This window comes from Siphonobacter sp. SORGH_AS_1065, from assembly GCF_030818595.1.
In the GTDB taxonomy this organism is placed as follows: Bacteria; Bacteroidota; Bacteroidia; order Cytophagales; family Spirosomataceae; genus Siphonobacter.
Genome location: NZ_JAUTAM010000004.1, coordinates 1020011 through 1046205, shown reverse-complemented (window position 1 = coordinate 1046205; position 26195 = coordinate 1020011). Strand labels below are relative to the sequence as shown.

The window sequence follows — 26195 nt, the reverse complement described above, 5'->3', positions numbered from 1 at the left end:
GGGTGCTATTGTTCTTACCGAAGGATAGCATCCAGGCTCGAAATGAAATACATACTATGAGAAAATCAATTCAAAAACTGGGTTTCGTTGCGGTGCTGGCGTTCATGGCTTCCTGTAATGGAGACTTTGTTAATAAGCAACCCCTGGGAGAAGTGGTTTTGTCAGGAGTCTGGCAGGATGGACCACTGGCTGAGGCGTTTGTGAGCGAAATCTACAACGGCTTTGGTCAGGGAGGTTTTGATGAACAGATGCTGGCTTCATTGACCGACGAGGCTCTATTTACCCACCCAGGTCGGGGCATCAACACCTTTACGGAAGCTCGTTCCAATCCGGCTGACATTGGATGGATCAATAATACCTACGAGTGGGGAGCCATGTACAGCCGGATTCGGGCTTGTAACCTGGCTATCGAAAACCTGAGTACCCCTCAGTTCAGCGATGCTACCTTGGCGACTCGATTATTGGGAGAAGCCAAGTTTATGCGGGCGTATTTTTACCAGCAACTAACGCGATATTACGGTGGTGTACCCATCATTGATCGTGCCTACAAACTGGGAGAAGCCGATTATACGGTAAAACGGAATACCTACGAAGAATGCATCACTTTCATTACGAAAGACCTCGATGATGCCGCTACGGCTCTGAAAGGAAAGTCATTACTTCCCGGTCGGGCTACTGAAGCGGCTGCTCTGGCTCTTAAATCACGCGTGCTATTGTATGCCGCCAGTGATTTACATGATATCCCTACGGCTAAAACGAAATCAACCACTATTGCTGGCTTTTCTAATCCCGAAGTGTTAGGGTACACCAGTGGTAGCCGGGCTGATCGTTGGCAGAAGGCAAAAGCAGCGGCTAAAGCTGTCATAAGCCTGGGTTCGTATGGATATGAGTTGAACTTGTCGGCTCCCGTTTCTAAAGATCAGGGAACGACCAACTACATCAATGTATCCACTGCTAAGAACGGTGGAGAGAAAGACCTGATTCTGGGTCGTTATTTCACGGATCTTAAGGACGAAGCCGGAGCCTGGGTAGGCCGTAACAACGGACCCAACGGTTACCACAACTGGGCAGGTAATACGCCACTTCAGAATTTGGTGGATGATTATGAAATGATGGATGGTAGCAAGTTTGACTGGAGCGATGCTACGAAAGCGACCACGCCTTACCAGAACCGCGATCCTCGCTTCTACGGTACAATCCTTTACGATGGAGCACCCTGGAAGCCCCGTCCTTCGGATGTAGCGGGTAAAGACCCCAACAACCAGATTCAGACCGGACAGTATCAGGTGACCAACTCCAGTGGAGCCGTTGTTGCCGTAGCTGGGTTAGATACTCGTCAAAGTTCAGTAGAAGACTGGAACGGAAGTCGTACGGGTTACTACATGCGTAAGTTCATTGATCCGAACCCATCGATTGTTGATCAAAATACTCGTCAACAGATTCCCTGGCCTTTGATCCGTTATACGGAAGCGGTACTTAACTACGTTGAGGCCTGTATCGAATTGGGAGAAGATGCCGAAGCGAAAACGTACCTTAACAAAATACGTTTCCGGGCCGGTATGCCTGCGATTACTGAAACGGGAAGTGCCCTCCGGGACCGCTATCGTAACGAACGTCGTATTGAAATGGCTTACGAAGAGCAACGCTATCACGATGCCCGTCGCTGGATGATTGCTCCAAATACGCTCGGTCAGCAGGCTCGGATTGTCCAGATTACGGGTACGCTCAAATCGGGTAAGACGGTAAGTCTCTACAAATACGATCCAAACAGCTATACCTATAAATATCAGGTTACCAACATTGATCCCGGTATTGAGAATCGTAAGTGGCTGGATAAAATGTATTTTGTTCCTATCAATCGGGACGAAATGAACCGAAATAATAAACTGGTTCAAAACCCAGGTTACTAATCTCTTAGAAAGGATAAATACTTTTACCAAATAATCTACGTCTGAAAGGGCGTAGATTATTTTCGTAAAATAGGCTAGGCACTGTTCTTCGCAACGTGAATACCTGGTTCTCGCGTGTCCCCCAAACTGAAACTTTGCATGAATCGCTTTTTACCCCTGAGCCTTCTGGTTCTTATTCTGGCTTGTCAGGAAAAGGACAAAAAGGAAGCTCTTCCTGCCGATAATGGTCCCGCTCTTTTCAAAGAACTCTCTACGGATCAGACGCATATCGACTTTAGTAATACCTTATCTGAAGGGCTGAATACCAATATTTTAATGTATGAATATTTCTACAACGGCGGGGGGGTAGCCGTTGGGGATCTGAATAATGATGGTCGGGATGATCTGTACTTCACGGCTAACATGACTCCCAACAAACTGTACCTGAATCAGGGCAATTTACAATTTAAAGATATTACGGATGCTTCGGGAGCCGCAGGCCGACCCGGTCCCTGGAAAACGGGGGTAAGCATGGCCGATGTGAATGGCGACGGCAAGCTGGATATTTACGTATGTTATTCGGGGAATGTATCTCCTGAGAACCGCACCAATCAGCTTTTTATTAATCAGGGTGTGGATGGAAATGGAATTCCGCAGTTTAAAGAATTAGCTCGGGAGTATGGGCTTGACCAGCCCGCTTATAGTACGCAGGGGTCTTTTTTCGATTATGATAAAGACGGCGATCTGGACCTTTTTTTACTAAATCATAATCCTAAATCGCTGCCCGTTCTGGATGAGGTTGCCACCACAAGAAATTCTCAAAAAGGAAGATCCCAGCGTTGGTTCCAGATTGTTTGAGAATACGGGTAATCACTTCAGAGACGTTACGGCAAAGGCGGGCATCCAGAGTGCTTCCCTGTCGTATGGACTTGGAATTGGAATTTCAGATATGAATGGTGACGGCTGGCCGGATCTTTACATTGGGAATGACTATGCCGTTCCAGACTTTCTATACATCAATAATCAGGACGGAACTTTCCGCAATCAAATTCAAAACTACTTACGGCATACGTCCCAATTTTCAATGGGTAATGATATCGCCGACATTAATAATGACGCTCTGCCTGACATTTTTACGCTGGATATGTTACCCGAAGATAACCGGAGGCAGAAACTGTTGATGAGTGCGGATAACTATGAAAAATTTGAGTTGAATCTGCGTTCGGGATTTTATTACCAGTACATGCGAAACATGCTCCAGGTAAATAATGGAGATGGGAGTTTCAGCGAAATCGGTCAACTCGCGGGTATTTCCAACACCGACTGGAGCTGGGCTGCTCTATTTGCGGATTATGACAATGACGGCTGGAAAGATCTCTTCATTTCTAACGGCTATCTGCGGGACTACACCAACATGGATTTCCTGAAATACATGGGTGATTTTATGAAAAATCGTCAGGGTAATATTCACCGGCAGGATGTACTGACGCTGGTTCAGCAGATTCCGTCTTCTAACGTAACCAATTATCTATTCAGAAATAATGGGAACCTGACCTTTAGTAATGTCAGTGCGGCCTGGGGAGTTAATCAGCCCCTGAATAGCAATGGAGCTGCTTATTCAGATCTGGACAACGACGGCGATCTGGACTTAATCGTCAATAATGTTAATCATGTCGCCAGTGTGTATGAAAACCAGTCGAGTCGGAAGAATCATTTTCTGAATGTCAAACTCGAAGGCAAGGGGGGTAATACCCAGGGAATTGGGGCTAAAGTAATGATTTCAGTAAATGGGCAACGCCAATTTCTTGAGCAGATGCCTACCCGTGGGTATCAATCGAGCGTGTCCTCTGTACTGCATTTTGGATTGAAATCAGCTACTCAGATTGATTCCCTGACGATTACCTGGCTGGACGGTTCACAGCAAACGAAAACGGCTGTCAAAGCGGATCAGTTACTGACGCTTAAACAGTCTGAAGCCTCTGCTGGCAAAAAGCCTGGAACTAGTGAAGCCCCCTGGTATCATTCCGTTAAGTCTCCCGTATTGGTTCAGGCAACGTCCAATTCCTTAAATGATTTCAAGCGACAACCTTTACTGGTTAATCCGCTGTCGTTTACGGGGCCTTGCATGGTAAAAGCCGATGTAAACGGGGATGGATTAGAAGATGTATTCGTGGGCGGCAGTAATGGAAAGGCAGGGGAGTTATTCCTCCAGCAAAAAGGAGGAAATTTCACTCGTAAACAGAGCTTCCAGACCTCCAGCGAAGACGCTGATGCCTTATTTGTCGATGTAAACAAAGATAATTTCCCGGATTTATACGTGGTGAGTGGCGGTTACGGTGACCTCATGCCTGACGATGCCCGGTTGTCGGATCATTTGTATTTGAATGATGGTAAAGGAAATTTCGCACTCAGTAAAGGAGCCTTACCCGCTATGGTCGCTAGCAAAAGTTGCGTTCGGGCCGCCGATGTGAACGGTGATGGAGCCATGGATTTGTTTGTGGGAGGAAGAGTAATACCCGGGCGGTATCCCGAAACACCACCGAGCTTCCTGTTAATTAACGACGGTAAAGGAAATTTCAGTGATCAGACGGCAAAGCTAGCCCCGGCGTTGGCTCGTATAGGAATGGTAAGTGATGCAGCCTGGCTGGATTTAAATCAGGATAAGAAACCGGATTTGGTAGTGGTAGGCGAGTGGATGCCCATTACGGCCTTTGTAAGTGGGGGGAATACCTGGACGGATCAGACGAGTAAATACTTCCCAAAATCTTATCGGGGGTGGTGGAACAAACTGCTGGTGGACGATGTAAACGGCGATGGACGAATGGACTTGTTGGGAGGTAATCAGGGCCTGAATACCCAATGCAAAGTTTCCGACCGTGAACCCGCTGAGCTAGTGTACAAGGATTTCGACGATAATGGTTCTGTGGACCCTATTCTTTGTTTTTACATTCAGGGGAAAAGCTATCCTTACGTCTCTCGCGATGAATTACTTGATCAGATGAGTATCATGCGGACGCGATTCCCGGATTATAAAAGCTACGCCGAAGCCACGCTTACGGACATTTTCACCCCAGAAGAATTACAGGGCAGTACGAAGCTATCGGCGAATACCCTGCAAACGACTTTATGGGTACAAACGCCTAAGGGGACCTTTCAGGAACAGGCTTTACCCATACAGGCTCAGCTGGCTCCGGTATTTACCGTGACCAGCCTCGACTTTGACCAAGACGGTAAAAAGGATCTGCTTCTTTGTGGAAATGTTAATAAAGCTCGACTGCGTTTCGGGAATTGCAATGCAAATCATGGGGTGCTATTGAAAGGAGACGGCAAAGGACAATTTCAGTACATTCCTCAACGCAAATCCGGCTTCCTGTTACGCGGTGATGTGCGGAGCGTATTACCCCTGGAAAATCGTTTGCTTTTCGGAATCAATCAAAAACCCCTGGAAGCGTATCAACTCCGCAAGCCATGAAAAAATACAGTCTCTTTTTGCTGCTGATTACTTTGTTTGGCTGTTCGAAAGTGAAGCAGCCCGAGGTATCTCCCGAAGCCCTAACCGGGGTTTTGAATGAGATGACGGAGATCATGATTCATGATGTAACCAATCCGCCGCTGGCTGCCCGCTTTTTTTCCTACGCCTGTTTGTCGGGGTATGAAGTCATGGCCCAGCATGACTCCTCCATTCACAGCATGCATGGGGTATTGAACGGTTTTCCCAAAATCGAGCAACCGCAGGGATTGGAATCGCACTCGGCTTCTCTGGCGGCAGTTTTGGCAGTCATGGAAACGTCAAAGAAAATGCAGCCTTCGGGCAGTCGCATGGCGGCCTATGAAAAGCATTTTCTTGATTCCTGCAAGGCCATCGGGTTTTCGGAACAAACGCTGGAGCATTCTCAAAAATATGCCGAGCAGATTAGTCAGCAGTTACTTAAATACGCAAAGAAAGATCGCTATAACCGCATTAGTAACTATCCGCGTTATCAGGCTAAAAATCAGGAAGGGAACTGGTATCCTACACCCCCGGGGTATTTTTCGCCCGTAGAACCTTATTTTGCCACGGTTCGTCCCTTTACCCTCGATACCTGTTCACAGTTTAAACCGGTTCCGCCGGTTGCCTTTTCAAAGGATAAAAACTCTAAATTTTATAAGCTGATGCTTATTAATGTTGAGGAAAAACTCCCGGACGATCATAAGGAAATTGCCGCTTTTTGGGACTGTAATCCCTTTGCTTTGGAAGATAATGGCCACCTGATGGTGGGCATGAAGAAAATTTCTCCGGGGGCTCACTGGCTGGGAATTACGGGCATAGCCTGCAAAAAAGCGGGTTTGAATTTAGCTCAAACCCTCAAGATGAGCACCATTGTTTCCATTACCCTGATGGATGGATTTATTTGTTGCTGGGATGAGAAATACCGCAGTAATCGCATCCGCCCCGAAACGGCCATTCGGCAGTTAGTCGATCCTAACTGGCGACCCTTTCTGCAAACGCCACCTTTCCCAGAGTACCTCAGCGGGCATTCTACTATTTCAACGGCTGTTGCTACGGTGTTAACGCATTATTTAGGGGACCATTTTGCTTATACCGATACGGTTGAAGAACCCTTTGGACTCAAAGCCCGCTCGTTTACTTCGTTTATGCAAGCCGCCGATGAAGCGGGGATGTCGCGTTTATACGGAGGTATTCACTTTATGGACGCTATTGTGAATGGCCGTACGCAGGGGAAGAAAGTAGGAGCCTGGGTGATTAAAAAACTGGAAAGAAAAGGCCTGGAGAAAACTTCGTTATGAGCTTCAGCTGTATCAATTGGATTGCATAAAACTGATTAATAAAAAAGGTACTTCAACCCAGGTTGAAGTACCTTTTTTACTGTATATCTGTCCTATTTAATAGCTGCTGTCAAGGCAATATCGATAGTATTGGTAGCTGAATTATAACTAGCCTTTCCTTTTAAAGTCTGCTCATTGATTGTTTGAGGCAGACTTGAGGGATCGAACTTGATGAGGGTATACTCCCATTTTCGATTAAAGTAGGCGTATACAAAGTAGGTGCCATTTTTGATGACTCGCGTACTTCCACTGCCATAATAGGAGTAGAGATAAGAATAACTACCAGGTTCCCACCAATAGGAACCTCCCATTCGGAAAAAGTAGATCCAGCCAGATGGGCGGTAGCTGTACTTACTCTTGGTATTCGTTGCAGTGAAATTAAGTTTGACATTCACAAATTCAGGGGGTGCTGGAGGAGTAACGGTTAAAGTTACCGTTCCACTGGAGCAAGGATTACTTACGGTAGTTTGTCCAATGACTTTAGCTGAGCCATAGCTGAAATAATTATCGTACACCTGAATTTTTAGGTTCGGAGAGGTGGGGTGGCGATAAAAAGAAGCAATTTCTCCGTCTCGCACATACACATACTGGTAGGTTAAAAACCGCCCAAATCGATCCCGGAATACAACGTAATAATAACGACCAATAGAGGATGCAGAATTAAAGCGAAACTGAACCTTTAATACGTGATTAACACAGGCGGAAGTATACCAGTCCAGATTGTAGCTGGAAAGGTGAGTAATGTTAAATTTAGCCTGAAGTTTTCCATTGGCATCGGCATAAATCGTTGCTGTACCTTCTTCTTTCCATTGGCCAGTTTCTTCATTTAAACTCCATAGGGGAACGGTATCCCCAGCCTTAATAACCTCACCTGTTGTTGGATTAGTTAAGGTTTCATCCAAGTCCATTTTAACTTCTACAGGCTTGGAGAATTTCTTCACACTGGTTCCGCCCGAGGTCATATTAATGGAAATGAATCCCGCCGTACTAAAAGTAATGGGACTCATGGGTTGACCACTGGCATTGAGCACGTTATCAGCAACAAATCCGCCGGGGAACGAGCTTAGCGATTGATCGGATGTCGTGGTATAATGCACTACCTCCATCCGAACCTGACCCGCTGCCAGAGCTTTGCCAGAGGCATCCTGCATCTGAGTCCCAGACGCAATAGTTAATGTAGCTTCATCTGCGGTAGCAGCGGTTTTGGGGGTAACAATGGTGACGGCAGCCGTGGTGTTTCCGTTTCCGTCTACCGTAGTGCTGGCTACGCGGGCCGAAGTCCCTTCGGCTGGGTTGTTCAACTCAACGAGTGGAATCTGGATTTCGCTTTGCGAAGTATCCGTCAACATCACATTATAAGAAACGGGGCTGAAGCCAGAGACCGTTGCATGAATGGTAAACTTCAAAGGAGTACTGGCTGATGGAGTAACCTTTGATCGCATACCTAAAGGCAGTAGCCCCTGAGAGGCCTTAAAAGTTTTTGAACCATCTGCCATATAAACAACGTCCGCATTAGTACCCGAAACGCTTACGTCGAAAGCCCCCGGCTGGTTGGTTGCAGTAGGGTTTGCGTTAACAAACCGAATCATCACCGGAGCAGTAAATGGATTCGCATTAATTGAAAAATTTACATCTTCCAATGGATCCAGATTAGCAATATCCTTTAAGTCTTTACAGGCAAAGACAATTACGGCAAGAAAAGAACTCAGCAGAACTCCGCCAAGCATCCGTTTTTTAGAAAAAACAGTATCTTTCATGAAGGCAGTGGATTATTTATTTAAACGATAGGAGACACCTAAATTCAAAACAGGATAATACTTGAGAGGCTTCAGGTTCCGCTCAATAATAGCGGCCTGGTCCTGCGAAGGCTCTAACATCTTGGTGGCGGTCAGGGATACTTTGGGCGACTGCTGATAAAAGAATCCTAAGTCAATGTTAAACTTAAGTCGATTGCGAAGAAAAGGCTGCCCAAACCCCAGGCCTATGTAGGGAGCTAGTTTATTAAATTCAGCTTTACCCGAAAGCGTGCCAATTTCATCCACTGTAAAGGTTAAATCTTCCAGTTTTACGTCACGGGTTGGCTTTCCGTCCAGAGTTACCTCATTCAGATTAAGCATTATTCCTCCCGTCAGACGAAATCCCATGCGTTTGAAAGGGTAATAATCGATCAGGGCGTTAACCGTTTTAATCTTGATATTTCCATCCAAACCGATTTGAACATCATCTGTACTAGATCCAGAAATGAACCGGGTTTTGTAATTGAAGAGTCCAAAACCTATTCTCCCGGTGAAGTGGCGATTAATAGAATGATACAGATCGAGCCCAAAGCCTGCGGTTCCGGCTTTCAAACCCAGAGCAAAACCTTCCGTATACGTTGGGAGCGGACGTTCCGACTTACTGGAGTCGACGTCTTGCCCAAAGCTCTGAAAAGTAATCCCCCACAATAGAGGTAGTAGTAAAACTTTTTTCATTAGACAAACAGTTAGGGTTTAAATGATAGATCAAGATTGTGGTTGAAAAGAATGTTTATAAAAATAGTCAATTGAAATTTGTTAATTTTTGATTGTATATAGTGCCTATTATTGAAAAAATAGCTGGTTTTAGGTAGGAGTTTTAAGGCTTTAAATAAGTTATAGATAGAGGTTATACTTACTTGCAAATACTGGAATATCTGCCTAGCAAATATATTGAATTTGAGCCTTTTGTATTGCTAACCATTAATGGTTATTAAAATTATTTTAATATTTATAAACACTCAATTTTATTAATTGAGTGTTTGGTATTAGTACATTGATTTTTGTAGGTTAGTTGTAAATTTTTTACCTAACTATTTAACTATGTTACTCATAGTAGTTTCATTATAGATAATACGTTTTGTAAGAGATAATAGACATTCTTTGTTGAATTATATCAAGTAGAATAACTTTTGATAAGTAATGGTGCGGGATTAATAGATTAATTATACATCATTTAGCGATGCGTCAGGTATTGAGATAAGTTAAATATTGAGACGAATCAAGTTTTACATTCTATGTAAATGGACACTTATTAGTAAGATTAAATAATAAGTTAACTTATAATATGGTGGGAAAAATTTATAGTTAACGGAGCTATAATTAGCGTTCAATGCACGCAACTTAAGATCAGTAGAAGAGAAAATAGGATGGGCTATGAATGCTCGATAATCAGATGAAAAGACGATTCAATTTAATAGGTAATGTTTAATAACTGGAAAGGAGAGCTGGGGGCAGGGCATTTTAAGCCTTCTTGAGTATTTTACCTGTCAAGCTTCTGGCAATACCTATATAATCTTGTGAGATTCAACCTCTAAGGCGAATCATAGGTGTGTTGAATTACTAGGAGTGATCTGATGTATGTTTTGATAATACTGTATTTAACAAAATTTTATATATAAAATAGATGCTATTTTAAAATTTTATATTTTTATAGGCTAAATACCGATCATCTTTCCATATCAAAATTAGTTTATGAAAAAACTTCTATTCTTCTGTCTGCTGCCAGGAGGTCTTTTTGCTCAGAATACACTCATTCATTGTGGTACCTTGATTGATGGCGTAGCAAACGAAGCCAAGAGTCAAATGACGATTGTCGTTGAGAAAAATAAAATCATTGGCATTGAAAAGGGCTATAAATCAGCCAAATCCGGGGAAAAGGTTATTGATCTGAAAAGTAAGACGGTAATGCCGGGGCTAATTGATTGCCATGTGCATCTGGAATCCGAGACTCGTCGTGGAGGGGCCATTGACCGCTTTACGCTTAACCCTGCCGACATTGCCTTTGAATCGACTCGAAACGCCAAGAATACCTTGCTGGCTGGTTTTACTACTGTGCGTGATCTGGGCGGGAGTGGCGTTAACGTGGCTTTACGAAACGCGATTAACAAAGGCTTGGTAGTAGGCCCAAGAATCTATACGTCAGGAAAATCCATTGCCACCACTGGAGGTCACGCTGACCCGACGAATGCGTATCGGAAAGACTTGATGGGTGACCCTGGGCCGCTGGAGGGAGTAGTAAATTCAAAAGAAGATGCCCGTAAAGCCGTTCGGCAGCGGTATAAAGATGGCTCCGATCTTATCAAAATCACAGCTACAGGTGGCGTGCTGAGTTTGGCTTCCAATTCACAAAACCCACAGTTTACCGAAGATGAAATTCGGGGAATCGTGGAAACAGCCCAGGATTACGGCTTTACGGTTGCCGCCCACGCTCACGGAGCCGAAGGCATGAAGCGGGCCATCCGGGCGGGGGTTACTAGTGTGGAGCACGGCACGTATATGGATGATGAAGCGATTGCTTTGTTCAAAAAGCATGGGACTTACTTAGTTCCAACGATTTTGGCGGGAAAAACGGTAGCAGATTCGGCAAGAATCATGGGGTATTACACGCTGGTTCAGGCCCGAAAAGCCCTGGAAGTAGGGCCAAAGATTCAAAGTATGTTTGCGAAAGCTTATAAAGAAGGCGTGAAAATCGCTTTCGGCACAGACTCGGGCGTTTCCATTCACGGCGTTAATGCTAAGGAATTCGAATATATGGTAGAAGCCGGGATGCCCGCCATGGAGGCCATCAAAGCCGCCACAGCTAGTGCATCAGATTTGCTACGAGTTAAAGAACAAATCGGCACCATTGAAACCGGAAAAATGGCTGACATTGTAGCTACCTCTGAAAATCCTCTACAGAACATTAAAACGATGATGAATGTCAAGTTTGTTATGAAGGATGGAGTGGTTTATAAGAATGAATAGGCAATAAAAAACGGAGGCCGAGTAAATAGCTCGGCCTCCGTTTTTTAAGTTTTAGATTAAATAACTAATTTTTACTTAATTTATTAAACTCATTTCGATTCAAATACATAATGCAGGAACGCCATACAGAAGCTGTTTTACGATCCTTTTTGTTTAAGTATCTTTCCCGAGCTTCTGGAAATTCTGTAAGAAGTTTCAATATTCCTTTATCGTTACATGTATAGGTTTGTCCAGTATACAAATCCACAATAAAGCCTAAGTCATTCCTATTAATGACGGTTGTTCTATCAACTCCTGAGATTGCCCCAGAAATGGCCAATCCAATTGATCCATAAGAATACAATATTCTCATATTACTAGCATCAAGTTCATCTTCAACTAAAAAGAACCGACCCGTTTCTCGAACCGGTGCAAAGTAAGTAGCCTTATTTCCCACTTTGTACTGATTCGCATATATATACAGACGCTTCCCATCCGAATAGGCGAATGCCTTTTTTCCTTCAGAAAGAACCTTCAAGTTTTTTATAGCCAAATATTTGCCATCTAACCGTTTACTATCAATATAATTAGGCAAAATGCTAGGTTTCTTATCCATAAGTTCAGGAATAGAAAAATATAGTCCTGCAGGAAATATAACTTGTTCAAATAAACTGGCTACTTTATCATTGGTTTGTGGTCCCAGCTCAAATAAGGTTCCGGCATTGTTTCTCCAGTTAGTTTTTGAGAATTCATTAAGACAAATATCAAATAATTTCCTAATTTTTTTTCCATAGCTTGCCTGACCACTCCAATCGCTTATTTCGGCTAAGTTTTCAACGTAATAAATATTCCATAGTTTACCTAAAGTGTCTTGACGACAGATAGTAAACGAAAGATCTACTTTTTTTTCACCAGTATTGTTATTCGATTTGTTACTAACCCATAAATCATTTATTACTAGAACTAGGCTGTCTCCACTAGAAGAAAGATTTCTTTTAAGGTAACTTTCTAAATACTCTGATACATCTGCTGGAAAATTGCATTCGATTAATTCATTTTGATTCATTTGTAATAGGCCTATATTGTCCTTAAAAAGTCGGGCATCTATAACCTTTTTAAAATTAAATCCAAGATTATTAGTAGTTAAAGGGTGTTCTGGTAACTCGATAATATGCTGTCCTGAAACAGTAAAGTTTAAATAACTAAAAAAGTATATAACAAAAGTCAATCGAAAAAATAAGCTCATCGTAATAGATAGGAAGTTTATGGTGAAAGATTTCAAATATGAATAATAATCCATTAACTAAAAAGTTTACTATAGAATCCGTTGTGGGTACTAAATAAAGGCTTGCTTATTTACACAATTATCTAATAACTAGTTAACGAATTTTAATACGGCGTGGTTAACAGACAATTAGAAGCCATAAAATGTTGTAGATACTCTAATCGTAAGACTCCACTGATCATTCGTAGCTTTCATGAAATCAATTTGTATAATGGGTAATTTATTCATTTTCTGCTCGATACTTTTCTACCTGTAAAATGTTATCCTGAATATCCTGCATAATCCATCTGGCCCACCAGCTTGCATAGAAATTAAAGGTAGTTGTTAATTTAAAGTGACTATATAAATGCAATCGATACGTTTTGGAATTTAATTTTTCTAATTCATACGTTCCATTCAATACGTCAAAGTATTTACCTCCGATAACCACGTGTTCATCCAGCGTCGTTGATGGAATTTCGTGGGGATAAGCCTTAATTGAAAATACCATTTTCTTTTGAGGAATATACTCAGAAACAGTTTCATGGAAAACTAATCCATTCGTGAATATAGCTTCGCGATACGCTCCGACTCCTTCATAATTGAGGATGGCCTTGACGGGTCTAGGAAAGCCTAAGGCGTTGGTTAGCCAACCTGTATCTTGTTCTTTTTTGATTTCTTTAACTCTGGTAACATTACTCCATATTTTCTCGGCAGGAGCTTGAATATCGATAAAGGTATAAGCTTGATAGGTGCCTGGTATTGAGCCAACTGCCATTTCAAGTGGGGTAATGAGTAAGGGTATTAAGGGGATGGTAGATAAGTATACTCTTTTGTTCCGATTCCTATTTTTAAGTCTCCAGCCAATAAAGCCCCCTAGGGAAGCAGCTAGAAAAAAAAGCGGTAATACCATAAGCCAGCAGGCCCATCCTTCCCATCCCACTAGTAGAGTGAGTACGAAAAAAAACAGAATAGGAACCCAGGGAGCAAAAAAGCGATAAGAACGTTCTTTCGCTTTTTCTTCACTGGAAAAAAAGATGGTCAGGATGCCCATGATGGTTGGTAAGCAAACCAGAAACGTAAGGGACATGACAGAATACAGTCTTTGCCAATCCTCAACCCCAAATAGATAACGGAGTATTAATCCATAGGCAACGGGAATAGCTATGACCTTGAGGTAAGTAAATATTTTATTCATTTAGATTAGGTAAAAATGTATGTTAATGAAGCAGTAAGAATAGAAAATACTAAGGGGTATTATTTATACACCAAACTCAAGGGTAACATCCTCAAAAAAGGTAAAGCCTTTTCATAATCCAAAGCCTCATAAAATAACCCAACTCTTCCCAGATGGTTATAGTAGTCCTGCAAGTGAGTATAGTAATAAAATTCACTCCCGATGTACCAGGCTTTTTCACCCAGCTTGCTGGCAAGAAACCACTTTTCTAGCAAGCGGGCCGTTCTACCATTCCCATCGTTGAATGGATGGATTTTTACAAAAACCAGATGAATAAAAGCGGCATAATAAAAAGCTTCTTCAAGACTTAATTCCTGCTGAATCAGGGCGTCTACTTCGCTCCAGAAAATCTCAAATTCTTCTTTTACTACGTTTCCTGAAGCAGCCTCGTAGCGAATACGATTACTCTGCTGATCCATAATTAGCATGTTTCGGTTTCTTACCTTTCCTCTAAAAGCTTCGGGTAATAAATGTTCAGTAGCTATGGAATGAGCTTGAAGAAAATGGATAAGTGTTAGTGAATGATCCCGGGCAAATTCATAGGCCCGATACAAATCATTGGGTTTCTCGGTTAGCGTTGGTAAATATTCGATATCAAGCAACTTATGCTTAACGTAACTGTCAACCTCCAGGCTTTCACCTTCGATTCGGGAAGAAGCCATGACCGATACCGCGGTGTAAAACTTGAAATTATCAATCGTCCAGTCTTTGCTTTTTAGCTCAGCAAAAGCTGCGGAAAGATCTAAAGCAAGTAGAGAAGACAGATAATCGTCGTAGTAAGTGTTCGAAAGCGTTGCATTCATAGCGTACCAGCCGTTGGCTTTGAATGACCTAAGGTAGTGGGAAATGATGGTAGATTAATGACTCTTGAGATCACACAAGAAAACAAGCCTGTCATCCAGAGCGAAGCGAAGGATCTTATTGATTTGACGAGCTTACTTGGCTTAGGGAAAGCTTTACTCCTCTAAATCCGTCTCCTTCTGTAGAAGTTCTCTCACGTCGTTCGAGATGACAGGCGAGGGGTTTAGCCGTCGCTTTATGCAGGATGGCAGGAAAAGCCGAGTAATGAATTAGTAACCAGGAATCTGTTCTACCAAAATCTCATTGCCTGCCTGATCATAATAAGTACAGGTCATCTGCTGTAAAGAGACTATCCATTTCTCAATGCCCGTTTCAGCACAATGCTGACAGAATGTGTAATAATCCGTTTCTCCTCGCTGGTGAGTTTTCAGGTATTGCTTGAATGCCTCAGATTGATTGGTAGCTGCAATGCTTAGCTCCTCATATTGTGGCTGAGATGAAGTCTGATAATCATTTTCGCCGAAATAGTCCGTGTGACTGTCCTTTACCCAGGTTTCAAATGTCGTTACGCCTAGGGCCTTGATTTCCTGAATATATTTTGGAAAATCGGCTCCTGATTTTACTCTTTCATGAGCCTGTTCAATCTGTTCTACGGTAAACATGAGTGTAAGGTTTGGATTAAGGTTGAGACAAGGAGGGGAACCGGTTGTTTAAAGTCCGAATAGATCAATGGCTACAAACTTCGTTTGGCTTTCCAAAGGTTTTTCGGCTTTCTTCTGCTGGAAAATGAGTTGAAACCACCAAATTGCTACTTTTTCCATTGAATACCACTTTCTAAACATTTCATTAATGATACGCTCTTGTCTGCTTAGCCTGCTGGGCTTGTCGATGTTGACGGCAACCGCTCAGGAGGTGACCAAAGTAGCCGAACCCGTGGAATGGGTGAATACCCTCATGGGAACCCAATCGAAGCACAGTCTCTCTACTGGTAATACTTATCCCGCCATTGCCCTGCCCTGGGGAATGAATTTCTGGATGCCCCAGACAGGTAAAATGGGCGATGGCTGGGCTTATACGTATGACTCGGATAAAATTCGAGGGTTCAAACAAACTCACCAACCCAGTCCCTGGATTAATGACTACGGTCAGTTTGCCATCATGCCTACTACAGGTAAGCTTCGTTTCGATCAGGACGAGCGGGCAAGCTGGTTTTCGCACAAATCGGAAGTAGCTAAACCTTATTATTACAAAGTATATCTGGCGGATCACGACGTAACCACCGAGATTGCTCCGACCGAGCGAGCGGCGGCTTTACAATTTACTTTCCCCGACAGTAAAGAATCCCGCGTGGTTATCGATGCCCTTGACAAAGGTTCATTCGTGAAAATCATTGCTGAAGAGAATAAAATTGTAGGTTACACGACCAAAAACAGTGGTGGAGCGCCTTCCAATTTCAAGAACTACTTCGTTATTCAGTTTGATCGTCCCTTTGCTAACACGATGGTTTGGAGCGGAAAAGATGCTGTCCCCAACAAAATGCAGGTGCAGGATAACCACGTAGGAGCAGTCGTTGGTTTTATTACCAAGAAAGGTGAGAAAGTATATGCTCGGGTGGCGTCTTCCTTTATCAGTGCCGAGCAGGCGGAATTGAATTTAAAAGAAATTGGTAAGGATGACTTTGCGACGGTCAAAGAAAAAGCCCGCAAAATCTGGAATAAGGAACTGGGCCGTCTGAACGTAGAGGGCGGTTCGGTAGACCAAACCCGGACGTTTTATTCTTGCCTGTACCGTTCGATGCTATTTCCCCGCAAGTTTTATGAGCTGGATGCGTCTGGAAAAGTCATGCACTACAGTCCTTATAATGGTCAGGTGTTACCCGGGTACATGTTTACGGATAACGGTTTCTGGGATACCTTCCGGGCACAATTTCCTTTCTTTAACCTGATGTACCCCAGCATGAATGCCCACATCATGGAAGGTTTGGCGAATGCCTATAAAGAAAGTGGTTTCTTACCCGAGTGGGCCAGCCCTGGTCATCGTGACTGTATGATTGGCTCGAATTCAGCTTCGCTGATTGCGGATGCTTACCTGAAAGGGGCTCGTGGTTTTGATATTAATACGCTGTACGAAGGAATCCTGAAAAATACCCAGAACGAAGGCCCATTGAGTTCCGTTGGCCGAAAAGGGGTAAAATATTATAATGAGCTAGGTTACGTTCCTTACGATGTCAAAATCAACGAAAACGCGGCACGGACGCTGGAATACGCCTATGATGACTGGACGATTCATCAGTTAGCGAAAGCCCTTAACCGTCCGCAGGCGGAGATTGATTTGTTTGCGAAACGCAGCCAGAACTACCGCAATCTGTTTGATCCTGAAACCAAGCTGATGCGGGGTAAAAATAAGGACGGTAAATTCCAGTCGCCCTTCAATCCTTTCAAATGGGGGGATGCCTTCACCGAAGGAAACAGTTGGCACTACACCTGGTCGGTCTTTCATGATGTACAGGGTCTGGCTGATTTAATGGGCGGTAAGAAAGAATTCGTGAAAATGCTGGATTCGGTATTCGTAGTGCCTCCGATTTTCGACGATTCGTACTACGGTGGAGTTATCCATGAAATCCGTGAAATGCAGATTATGAATATGGGCAATTACGCTCACGGCAACCAGCCCATTCAGCACATGATTTATCTCTATAACTACGCGGGCGAACCCTGGAAAGCTCAGTACTGGCTTCGGGAAGTAATGGAGCGGATGTATAAACCCACGCCCGATGGCTATTGTGGGGATGAAGATAACGGTCAGACTTCGGCCTGGTATGTATTCTCCGCGATGGGTTTCTATCCCGTTTGCCCCGGCACCGACCAATATGTATTGGGTACGCCCTTGTTCAAGAAAACAACGGTTGAGCTGGAAAATGGCAAGAAAGTGGTGATTTCAGCGGCTAACAACAATGATAATAATCGCTACGTACAATCTTTAAATGTGAACGGCAAGGCCTCTACGAAAAACTGGCTGAGCCATCAGGAATTAATGAAGGGAGCCACCATCAATTTCCAAATGTCTGCCAAGCCTAACAAGCAACGTGGAACGGCTGCCTCAGATGCCCCTTACTCGTTCTCAACGGCTAAAAAGTAGTTGTTGGTTGTTGGGTTGAGAGTTATTAGTGCAAAGTTTTAACCACAGGGTTACTCAAAAGTCAACACAGTAAACGCTGTGCATAACTCTGAGTAACTCTGTGGTTTATTAGTTTGACAGGTTTTGATTTCGTTTGAAGATTTGATAGAATCAAAACGTATTCAAACCCTGTCAAATCAAATTTCTCAAACCAGATTAATCTTCCGCTTTCTCGCGGCCATCAGCCATGCGGACGATTTTGGGTGAGAACTTCGCTAATACACTAACCAGATCCGTTTGAGCCGCCATGACATGCTCCAGGTTTTTATAGGCCATAGGAGCTTCGTCCAGATCGGCTCCAATAAGCGTAACACCCGCCTCTTCCAGAGCTTTCTTTACGTCAGACTTTTGAATCGTCTGGATGGCTTTGGTTCTCGACATGAGTCGCCCTGCTCCGTGTGAAGCTGATTGCAGCGAAGCATCGAGCCCTTTTCCACGAACTACATAACCAGGCTGCGTCATCGAACCGGGGATAATCCCTAAATCCTTTTCACCCGCAGGCGTAGCTCCTTTGCGGTGAACGATCACTTCCCGGCCATCGGCCAGCGTTTCTTTCCAGGCAAAGTTGTGGTGGTTTTCCACCATTACCAGAGGCGAGTGATTCAATGCCCGAGCCATTTTATTATGGATTTCGTGGTGATTGGCTGAAGCGTAGTCTCCCGCCAGATTCATGGCAATCCAGTATTCCTGCCCTTCTTGAGAATCTAAATCCAGCCAGGCCAGATGCTGAGCTTCTTTAGGAAGCTTTGTCTTCTGCATAGCCAGTTTAGAATAATGATTGGCAATGTTACCACCAAAACCCCGCGAGCCTGAATGGGAAAGCAAGGCCAGGTACTTTCCAGCGGGTAATAACTCGTCGGAAAGTACTTCCAGCTCGCCCCATTCCACAAAATGATTTCCCGTCCCGGATGTTCCTAACTGACGATAGGCCTTATCGCGTAACTCGCGAATGGGCTTGGTTGCCGACCATTCAGGTTTTTCAAAGAGGGTATCGTCAAATTTCTTCCGTGACTCACTTCCCATACCAAAATGCGTATGTTCGTTTAAAAGCGACTTCAGCAAACGGGTTTCGTTTTGAATCATCGAAGCAGGTAAGTCAAACACGCTCAGGCACATCCGGCAGGCAATATCCACACCAACGGCGTAAGGAATGACGGTATTAGCCGTCGTTGCCAGCACCCCACCGATGGGCAAACCATAACCCTGGTGAGCATCGGGCATCAAGGCTCCGGCTTCTGCAATGGGTAACTGCATCGCCGTCTGCATCTGTTTGATCGCTCCTTCTTCGATAAAATCCGATCCGTAAACCTGGTAGGGCAGGGGTTCTTCGCGTAAAATAAACTCCCGCGTAGTCTGACCGGGCCGTGCAGGTAACTCATATACGGGGGTGCGGGCGGCTTCTACCGCCAGAATTTCCCGGGCATAATCAGTCAGGGTGATGGATAGCCCGGCATCTGCCATCTTCTTTACGGCGAGTCCGAGGTTGGTTAATTTATTTTTAGAGTACGCAAACTTCTTTGGGTTCTCCAACAACTGAGCAAAGAGCGTCATTACCTTATCTTTAGGATAAACGCCGTTTGAAATCAGGCCGTTAGAGACTCGTAGAAATTGCTTTTGTAATTCGGGAGAGTCAATGCCCAGGGCCAGTAACTCGTCCTGGGTAATAAGGGTTTCCATGTGAATTGAGGTTGAAATAAAACAAAAAAGCCCGAAACACGCAGTTCCGGGCTATATAGGGATACTTAGGCCTAAGTCATCCTTGAGGTGCTATCTCATCCGCCCGGAACCATCACGATCCTTCCGTCCAAAATCCAATGCCGGGTTTTGACGTAAGCTCATCTCTTGACGGTATGCTAGGGCGAAATTTTGCATTGCGGGGACAAAGATCGCACTTTTTCTTTATTTCCAAATGAGTAGATGTCTGATTTTTATGAGTTAATGAAATGTTAATAACAGGCGGGCTTTCAGCACAACTGCTATTTTTGTTACATGTCCAGTCGTACACTTCGCATTTTTACGGTATTATCCGTCCTGCTGTTGCTGGGGTTGGCTCTGGTGCAGTTTTACTGGTTCCGACAGGCCTATCAACTGGAAGACCGTGATTTTGATCAGCGAGTTACCTCTGCTCTACGGATCGTTTGCCGGCGAATGATCGACTATAATAATCGCCCCAACAGCTTACCTTTAAGACCCGTCGAACGGGTATCGGCCAATTACTATACCGTTCAGATTAATGATCAGATGGATCCGTCTGCTCTGGAGGTTTTTCTGAAACAGGAGTTTTCCCGGCATGACCTTAAAGCTAATTTTGAATACGGGATTTACGATTGCGAGCAGCATCAAATTCAATACGGCGGTTTTGTCTGCCATACCGCTAACTGCGATGACCAGAAGGCCATTAAAACGTCTTTTCCTAAAGTGGCCGGACAGAATTATTACTTCGGGGTCTATTTTCCCGAAAAGCGTAATTATGTCTTTGATCAGCTTAAATCATGGACCTTTTCCTCAGTAGGAATTCTATTAGTTATCCTTTTTTTTAGTTACGCTTTATACGTCATTTTTAAACAGAAACGATTGTCCGAATTACAAACCGATTTTGTGAATAACCTGACCCATGAATTCAAAACTCCTCTATCGACGATTCTTATTTCAACGGATGTATTAAGTAAACCCAATCAATCTTCTGAACGGCTGGCCAGTTATGCGGGTATCATTCGAAAAGAGGCATTACGGCTGAAGCAACAGGTAGATACAGTACTACAAACGGCTCAAAGCAATCAGCAAAAACTACAGTTAGAAAATCTGGATATTCACGAAGTCATCAAGGATTTAGTCGATCGCTTTCAACCCCGCATTCAGGAAGAACATATTCACATTACCCTGGAGCTAAAAGCTCAGCCCTCGATTATTCAGGCCGATCTCATGCACCTGACGAATGCCTTGTATAATTTGCTGGATAATGCCATTAAGTATTCCAGTCAGCATCCTGAAATAAGCATTCGTACGGAGGTAATTAAGCAGCGGGTGAGGATAGATATTCAGGATTGGGGTATTGGAATTTCGAAGGAACATCAATCCCGCATTTTCCATAAGTTTTTCCGCGTTCCTACGGGTAATGTGCATAACGTGAAGGGCTTTGGATTAGGGTTATATTACGTAAAAACCATGACCGAAGCCATGGGTGGGCAGGTTGCCATGGAAAGTGTGGAAGGGCAGGGTAGTTGCTTTACCTTGATTTATCCTGTCTTGAATTAAAAGAAACGTATGATTAAAATTTTGCTGGTTGAAGACGATGAAACGCTGGGCTTTGTCGTGGCGGATAATCTGCTTCAGGAAGGGTACGAAGTACATTTACAAAAAGACGGCAAACGGGGTTGGGAAGCTTTTTCGCAGCAATCCTACGATGTCTGTTTGCTGGATGTGATGTTACCGGAAATGGACGGTTTTGCTTTAGCCGAAAAAATTCGTTCGACCGGCAGCCAAGTTCCTGTTATTTTTCTGACGGCAAAATCTTTACCGGAAGACCGCATTCGGGGCTTTAAACTGGGGGGCGACGATTACCTGACCAAGCCTTTTAGTATGGAGGAATTAACCCTTCGCATTGAGGCTATTCTTCGACGAATGGATGCTAAAGCAGTGACTAATCAGGGCTTAACGTTGGGAGCGTATCAACTGGACTTAAAAAACCAGCGACTTATTTACGGGGCCAGTTTTATTAACCTAACTGCCCGGGAAGCGGATCTACTAAAAATGCTGGCCGAGCGGCCCAACGAAATCATTCCCCGTGAAGAAATTTTAAGCAGACTTTGGGGGAAGAGCGATTACTTTTTAGGAAGGAGTCTGGATGTCTTCATCAGCCGCCTTCGCAAATACCTTAGTCAAGATAAAAACCTACGCCTCGTAAGTGTACACGGCGTAGGTTTTCGGATTGAATTCTGAGTTTAGGGTTTTGAGTTTGTTTGTTTTGAGTTATAGATATACCCTCTTCAACTAAGAGATATCAGAGTTAAGTTAATTAACGCCTAACTCTAAACCCTAAACTCAAGACTCAGAACTTATACGCTAAATCCAGAAAGAAGCAGTTATTCTTAATGGATAAATCATTGTCTCGGTAAATGTTAATCAGGCCTCTTTGGTAGCTTATGCCGAAAACCAGGGCATCACTTCCGGATAAGGCATATTCTCCGCCGCCGGCTAGCAGCAAGTTAAAATCTCCGAATCCAAAAGCCCGGCTTCTGTTCTTCGATTCATTATAAATATAGAGAGCATTAATAGGAGCATTAATGGCTTTTTCGGCCAGCTTGATATCCGCTACCCCACCAAACTGCATAAACAGCCGCAGCCGATCGGCTACTTCGTTAGTTAATAATTTAAAAGTCAAAGGAATTTGCAGATACTGGAGGTTATATAAGGAAGACGTCGCCGTGCCGGGAGGGGTTAAGTCCTGCAGGAACGAGGTTGAATTTCTTACATGAACCCCCTTTACGGTGTACCACAAGCCCGTACTGAAGGCATATTTTTCAGAAAAGAAAATATCCGCAATGGGTCCGAGACTCATTCGCACTACCGCTCCGTTATTATCGAAGGAGTTATAATTCCCCCGGCTTTCCAGGCGGTTGCCACTAATAAAAGGCGATAATTTAAAACCCATTTGTACCCCCACGGGCCGATAGCGAACCATGCCCCTGGTGGTAGGATACGTTTCTTGCACTTTTCGGTATTGAGCAGAGGCTGAAAACGAAAGAATAAAGAAAAGCCCCAACAGGCCATTTTTTTGACTAATTTTGCACGATTTTTTGAAGAACGTTTTCATGAGAAAAATTTTGATTATCAGCTTTTTAGCTGGAATCTTGGGTGGTTTGGTAGCCTGCGATCAAACAAAGGATTCCGATCAATATACGGTAAAAAGCCTTCCTGGAGCTGATGCTATTCAAATTCAGTTGTCCATCGAACGGCTGGATTCTTCGCTTTTTGCTAGTACTACGCCTCAGCAATTCAAGCTCTGGGTTGATTCGCACGCGGCGTTTGTCAACAATTATTTCCTGAAAAATGGACTCCAGGACTCAACGCAACTGCTAACAGAATTGTACCGGAGAGTCAACGAGCCCAGCCTTCGGGAATTTTATAAACAAACGCAAGCCAGCTTCGGTAACTTTGACACGCTACGCTCGGAACTCACTACGGCCTTCAAAAATATGAAAGCTTATGATTCCAGTTTCAAAGTACCCCGCATTCAGCTGGCATTTTCTGGTTTTCTGGGCTCTGATCTAATCGTTAGCGATAGTGTAATCATTATTGGTCTGGATTATTTTCTCGGTTCAAACGCTAAGTTTCGGCCTGACGTGTATGGCTATCAGATGTGGCGGTATAATCCCAAAGCTCTGGTACCTCAGATTCTCTTCGTCTTGTCTGAGCAATATGCCAAAAACAATCCACAAGACCAGACCATGCTATCCGAGATGATCAACTACGGCAAAGGTTACGTTTTTGCTCAAACCATGTTACCTCAAACGCCCGATAGTTTGTTAATTGGCTACACGGGCCGGCAGTTAGCGGAAACGAAAATCGCCCAGGATTTAGTGTGGGGACATTTCATAGATAATAAACTTCTCTATGAAACCAATCCTAACAAGCGGATAAAGTACCTCGGTGATCGTCCCCAAACACCGGAGATTGGCCCTCGTTGTCCGGGCAGTATTGGTCGCTGGCTGGGTTGGCAGATCGTTCGGTATTATGAAATGAATAACCCGAATGTTAGTCTCCAGGAATTGATGAAAAATCAGAATGCCCGACAGATTCTCGAATCTTCTAAATATCGGGGGCAGGCGGAACAATAAATGACTTTTTTCACTTAAAGCTCAGGACTCAAACGTCTGCGGCTCCTTCTCATGTTTTTACTTTTTGCTTTTGCATTTGTCGTATTATTAGGTTTGGGCGGAATTATTTTTCTGATTGTGACGCTCTCTCAGGGAGAGTCCATGCGGGAAGGCCGTCTGAAAAAACTCATCTCGGAACGTCCTTCCATGGATGAGCAAACGTTTATCGCCGCTCTCATCCAGAAGGGTTACGAAGAGTCACTAGTCAAAAAGCTTTATTCTGAATTAGCCTGGTATCTTTCTGAACAACCTCAGTTTGGCCTTAACCCTTCAGATAATGCCGAAAAAGATTACTGGATTCCCAAAGAAAACATTACGGATTTAGCAGAGCGGCTATATGCCCAGGTTCAGGGCCGCCGCCCCTTGCTGGCTGATTGGGCCGCCTGGGACCAGCGGACGGGTAAAGCACCCATTGCAGTTTTGGAAAACATGCTCCGCTTTGCCACTAATAAGTAGAAAGATTGGGGTTAAGTGATGGATGAATGAACGCAAAACCCCGAACTCAAAACGTAAAACTCATTTATGGCTAAACGTCAAAGCTCCTTTGGTCAGGAACCATCTCCCGAAGACAAAAAGAAAGTCAGTCGGGCGGGGCTTAATAAAGCATTACATATTTTTCGGTTCGTTAAACCTTATCGTGGGCTTTTTCTGATCGGTTTGGTCTTTCTGGCTCTTTCTCAGTTAACCATGATGTCTTTTCCATTACTGATTCGGGAAATCGTGGCAGTACTGGAAAAGAAATCACAGTTCTCACTCAATCAGGTACTCATTGCCTTATTTGCAGTATTGGTAGGACAGGCGATTTTCTCTTTTGCCCGGATTTATTACTTCACACGGGTGAGTGAGCGGTCAATGGCCGATGTTCGCAAGAGTTTATACACAAAGATTGTAACCTTACCCATTCGGTTCTTCGAGCAACGCAGAGTAGGAGAGCTGATGAGTCGCATGACTTCCGACGTCACTCAGTTACAGGACGTGTTAACCATCACCCTGGCAGAGTTATTACGGGGCGTGGCAACCCTGGTGATTGGAATCGTAGTGATTCTGACGATTTCCTGGAAACTTACCTTATTCATGCTGGCCACTTTTCCAGTGCTAGTAGTAGCCGCGATGGTGTTTGGGAAGTTCATTCGCACGATGTCCAAGCAGGCCCAGGACGAACTGGCTTCGGCTAATATTATTGTGGAAGAAACGCTTCAGTCTATTAATATAGTAAAAGCATTCACTAACGAAAAACTGGAAGTAACCCGTTACACGACGGCTTTGAATCGGGTAGTTAACACAGCCTTGAAAGCTTCCATGTACAGAGGTGGCTTTGTTTCCTTCATCATTTTTGCTCTCTTCGGCGGCATCATTGGCGTAGTTTGGTACGGAGCAACACTGGTATTAAACGGTGAAATGATCATGGCCGATCTTTTTGGCTTCGTATTATACACTGCCTTCATCGGTGGGTCAGTGGGTGGTTTAGGTGATATGTATGCTCAGGTGCAGAAAACCATTGGTGCTTCCGAGCGTATTCTGGAAATTCTGGAAGAATCTTCAGAAGTTGAACTTGATCAAACCAATCTGATTCGCAAACCTACTCTGGACGGCAGTATTGAATTTAAGAATGTAGGCTTTAGTTATCCTTCCCGCCCCGATATTCAGGTACTGAAAAATATTAACCTCCACGTTCAGAAAGGCGAGAAAATTGCTTTAGTAGGTTACTCAGGAGCCGGTAAGTCAACTATAGTGCAATTATTAATGCGGTATTACCGGAGCCAGCAGGGGCATATCTTAGTGGATGGCCAGCCGATTGATCATTACTCAATCACTGATTACCGCAGCCACATGGCCATTGTGCCGCAGGAAGTGATGCTATTTGGGGGTACCATTCGCGAAAATATAGAATACGGTCGTCCTGGGGCTACGGACCAGGAAATCGTAGAAGCGGCCCGTAAAGCCAATGCCTATGATTTTATTACCTCTTTTCCCGAAGGATTCAATACCATTGTCGGCGAACGGGGGGTTAAACTTTCGGGTGGTCAGCGGCAACGCATTGCCATTGCCCGAGCAATTCTGAAAGATCCCGCTATTTTAATTTTGGATGAAGCGACGTCTTCACTGGATGCGGAATCAGAAAAACTCGTCCAGGAAGCCCTGGATGGCTTAATGGAAAATCGGACTACGATTATTATTGCTCACCGTCTGGCCACAATTCGTAATGTTGATCAGATTTATGTGCTTCAGCAGGGAGAAATCATCGAAAGAGGAACGCACGAGGAATTGTCTTTACTCGAAGATGGTTTATACAGTGGGCTCGTGAAATTACAATTTGAAAATGCCCTGAAAATGGAATAACTTGGCTTCCAGCTTCCCACGGAGTTTTGCCAGCCTAACTATACT

General features: G+C 44.0%; 17 protein-coding genes and 1 pseudogene. 10 read left to right on the top strand and 8 right to left on the bottom strand.

The window, feature by feature from the left end:
* Positions 1 to 56 precede the first annotated feature (56 nt).
* The 3 genes and pseudogenes from QE390_RS05045 (at position 57) to QE390_RS05035 (ending at position 6677) form a co-directional block, all read left to right on the top strand.
* Positions 57 to 1910, top strand: coding sequence for a RagB/SusD family nutrient uptake outer membrane protein (locus QE390_RS05045; RefSeq protein WP_307141330.1), 1854 nt, complete (start codon positions 57 to 59; stop codon positions 1908 to 1910).
* A 138-nt stretch (positions 1911 to 2048) separates the two neighbouring features.
* Positions 2049 to 5361: pseudogene (locus tag QE390_RS05040) on the top strand (VCBS repeat-containing protein).
* Positions 5358 to 6677: a vanadium-dependent haloperoxidase gene (locus QE390_RS05035; protein WP_307141329.1), complete on the top strand. Its 1320-nt coding sequence runs from the start codon at positions 5358 to 5360 to the stop codon at positions 6675 to 6677. Before QE390_RS05040 ends, QE390_RS05035 begins: the two are co-directional and overlap by 4 nt.
* Before the next feature lie 92 nt (positions 6678 to 6769).
* Here the strand turns inward: QE390_RS05035 and QE390_RS05030 are convergent, their stop codons facing one another.
* A complete protein-coding gene (locus tag QE390_RS05030) occupies positions 6770 to 8473 on the bottom strand; it encodes a hypothetical protein (protein WP_307141328.1) in 1704 nt (567 codons plus the stop codon).
* Positions 8474 to 8485: 12 nt separating this feature from the next.
* Positions 8486 to 9187 carry a hypothetical protein gene (locus QE390_RS05025; RefSeq protein ID WP_106637196.1) on the bottom strand — a complete coding sequence of 234 codons (702 nt, stop codon included), beginning with the start codon at positions 9185 to 9187 and terminating at the stop codon, positions 8486 to 8488.
* 1017 nt (positions 9188 to 10204) lie between these two features.
* On the opposite strand from QE390_RS05025, the gene QE390_RS05020 reads away from it, so the two are divergent.
* Complete coding sequence (locus tag QE390_RS05020) at positions 10205 to 11476, top strand: amidohydrolase family protein (RefSeq protein ID WP_307141327.1); 1272 nt, start codon at positions 10205 to 10207, stop codon at positions 11474 to 11476.
* Between the two features lie 64 nt (positions 11477 to 11540).
* Here the strand turns inward: QE390_RS05020 and QE390_RS05015 are convergent, their stop codons facing one another.
* From QE390_RS05015 to QE390_RS05000, 4 genes are all read right to left on the bottom strand, one after another.
* Complete coding sequence (locus tag QE390_RS05015) at positions 11541 to 12701, bottom strand: DUF6563 family protein (RefSeq protein WP_307141326.1); 1161 nt, start codon at positions 12699 to 12701, stop codon at positions 11541 to 11543.
* Between the two features lie 259 nt (positions 12702 to 12960).
* The gene (locus tag QE390_RS05010) at positions 12961 to 13917 is read right to left on the bottom strand and encodes a hypothetical protein (RefSeq protein ID WP_307141325.1); all 957 of its coding nucleotides are present in this window, start codon (positions 13915 to 13917) and stop codon (positions 12961 to 12963) included.
* Positions 13918 to 13976: 59 nt separating this feature from the next.
* Positions 13977 to 14759 (bottom strand): Fic family protein, encoded by a 783-nt coding sequence (locus QE390_RS05005; protein ID WP_307141324.1) that lies wholly within the window; start codon positions 14757 to 14759, stop codon positions 13977 to 13979.
* A gap of 267 nt (positions 14760 to 15026) precedes the next feature.
* The gene (locus tag QE390_RS05000; protein ID WP_106637201.1) at positions 15027 to 15419 is read right to left on the bottom strand and encodes a DUF1398 domain-containing protein; all 393 of its coding nucleotides are present in this window, start codon (positions 15417 to 15419) and stop codon (positions 15027 to 15029) included.
* Positions 15420 to 15606: 187 nt separating this feature from the next.
* Here QE390_RS05000 and QE390_RS04995 point away from each other — a divergent pair, with 187 nt between their 5' ends.
* Positions 15607 to 17895 (top strand): GH92 family glycosyl hydrolase, encoded by a 2289-nt coding sequence (locus tag QE390_RS04995; RefSeq protein WP_307141323.1) that lies wholly within the window; start codon positions 15607 to 15609, stop codon positions 17893 to 17895.
* A gap of 195 nt (positions 17896 to 18090) precedes the next feature.
* Here QE390_RS04995 and QE390_RS04990 read toward each other — a convergent pair whose 3' ends face one another.
* A complete protein-coding gene (locus tag QE390_RS04990; protein WP_307141322.1) occupies positions 18091 to 19611 on the bottom strand; it encodes an RtcB family protein in 1521 nt (506 codons plus the stop codon).
* 312 nt (positions 19612 to 19923) lie between these two features.
* Between QE390_RS04990 and QE390_RS04985 the strand changes: the two genes are divergently transcribed.
* Together QE390_RS04985 and QE390_RS04980 are read left to right on the top strand one after the other, a co-directional pair.
* The gene (locus QE390_RS04985) at positions 19924 to 21189 is read left to right on the top strand and encodes a sensor histidine kinase KdpD (protein WP_307141321.1); all 1266 of its coding nucleotides are present in this window, start codon (positions 19924 to 19926) and stop codon (positions 21187 to 21189) included.
* Between the two features lie 9 nt (positions 21190 to 21198).
* Positions 21199 to 21873, top strand: a complete 675-nt coding sequence (locus QE390_RS04980; RefSeq protein ID WP_307141320.1) for a response regulator transcription factor — start codon at positions 21199 to 21201, stop codon at positions 21871 to 21873.
* A 109-nt stretch (positions 21874 to 21982) separates the two neighbouring features.
* Here QE390_RS04980 and QE390_RS04975 read toward each other — a convergent pair whose 3' ends face one another.
* The gene (locus QE390_RS04975) at positions 21983 to 22747 is read right to left on the bottom strand and encodes a porin family protein (RefSeq protein ID WP_106637206.1); all 765 of its coding nucleotides are present in this window, start codon (positions 22745 to 22747) and stop codon (positions 21983 to 21985) included.
* Here QE390_RS04975 and QE390_RS04970 point away from each other — a divergent pair.
* From QE390_RS04970 to QE390_RS04960, 3 genes are all read left to right on the top strand, one after another.
* Complete coding sequence (locus QE390_RS04970) at positions 22746 to 23771, top strand: gliding motility protein (protein ID WP_307141319.1); 1026 nt, start codon at positions 22746 to 22748, stop codon at positions 23769 to 23771. The two genes, QE390_RS04975 and QE390_RS04970, sit on opposite strands and share 2 nt — an antisense overlap.
* Positions 23772 to 23822: 51 nt before the next feature.
* On the top strand, positions 23823 to 24266 hold the full coding sequence (locus QE390_RS04965; protein ID WP_106637208.1) for a hypothetical protein: 444 nt from the start codon (positions 23823 to 23825) through the stop codon (positions 24264 to 24266).
* Positions 24267 to 24332: 66 nt separating this feature from the next.
* Entirely contained in the window at positions 24333 to 26150 is a 1818-nt protein-coding gene (locus QE390_RS04960) for an ABC transporter ATP-binding protein (RefSeq protein ID WP_307141318.1), read from the top strand.
* Positions 26151 to 26195: the final 45 nt, after the last annotated feature.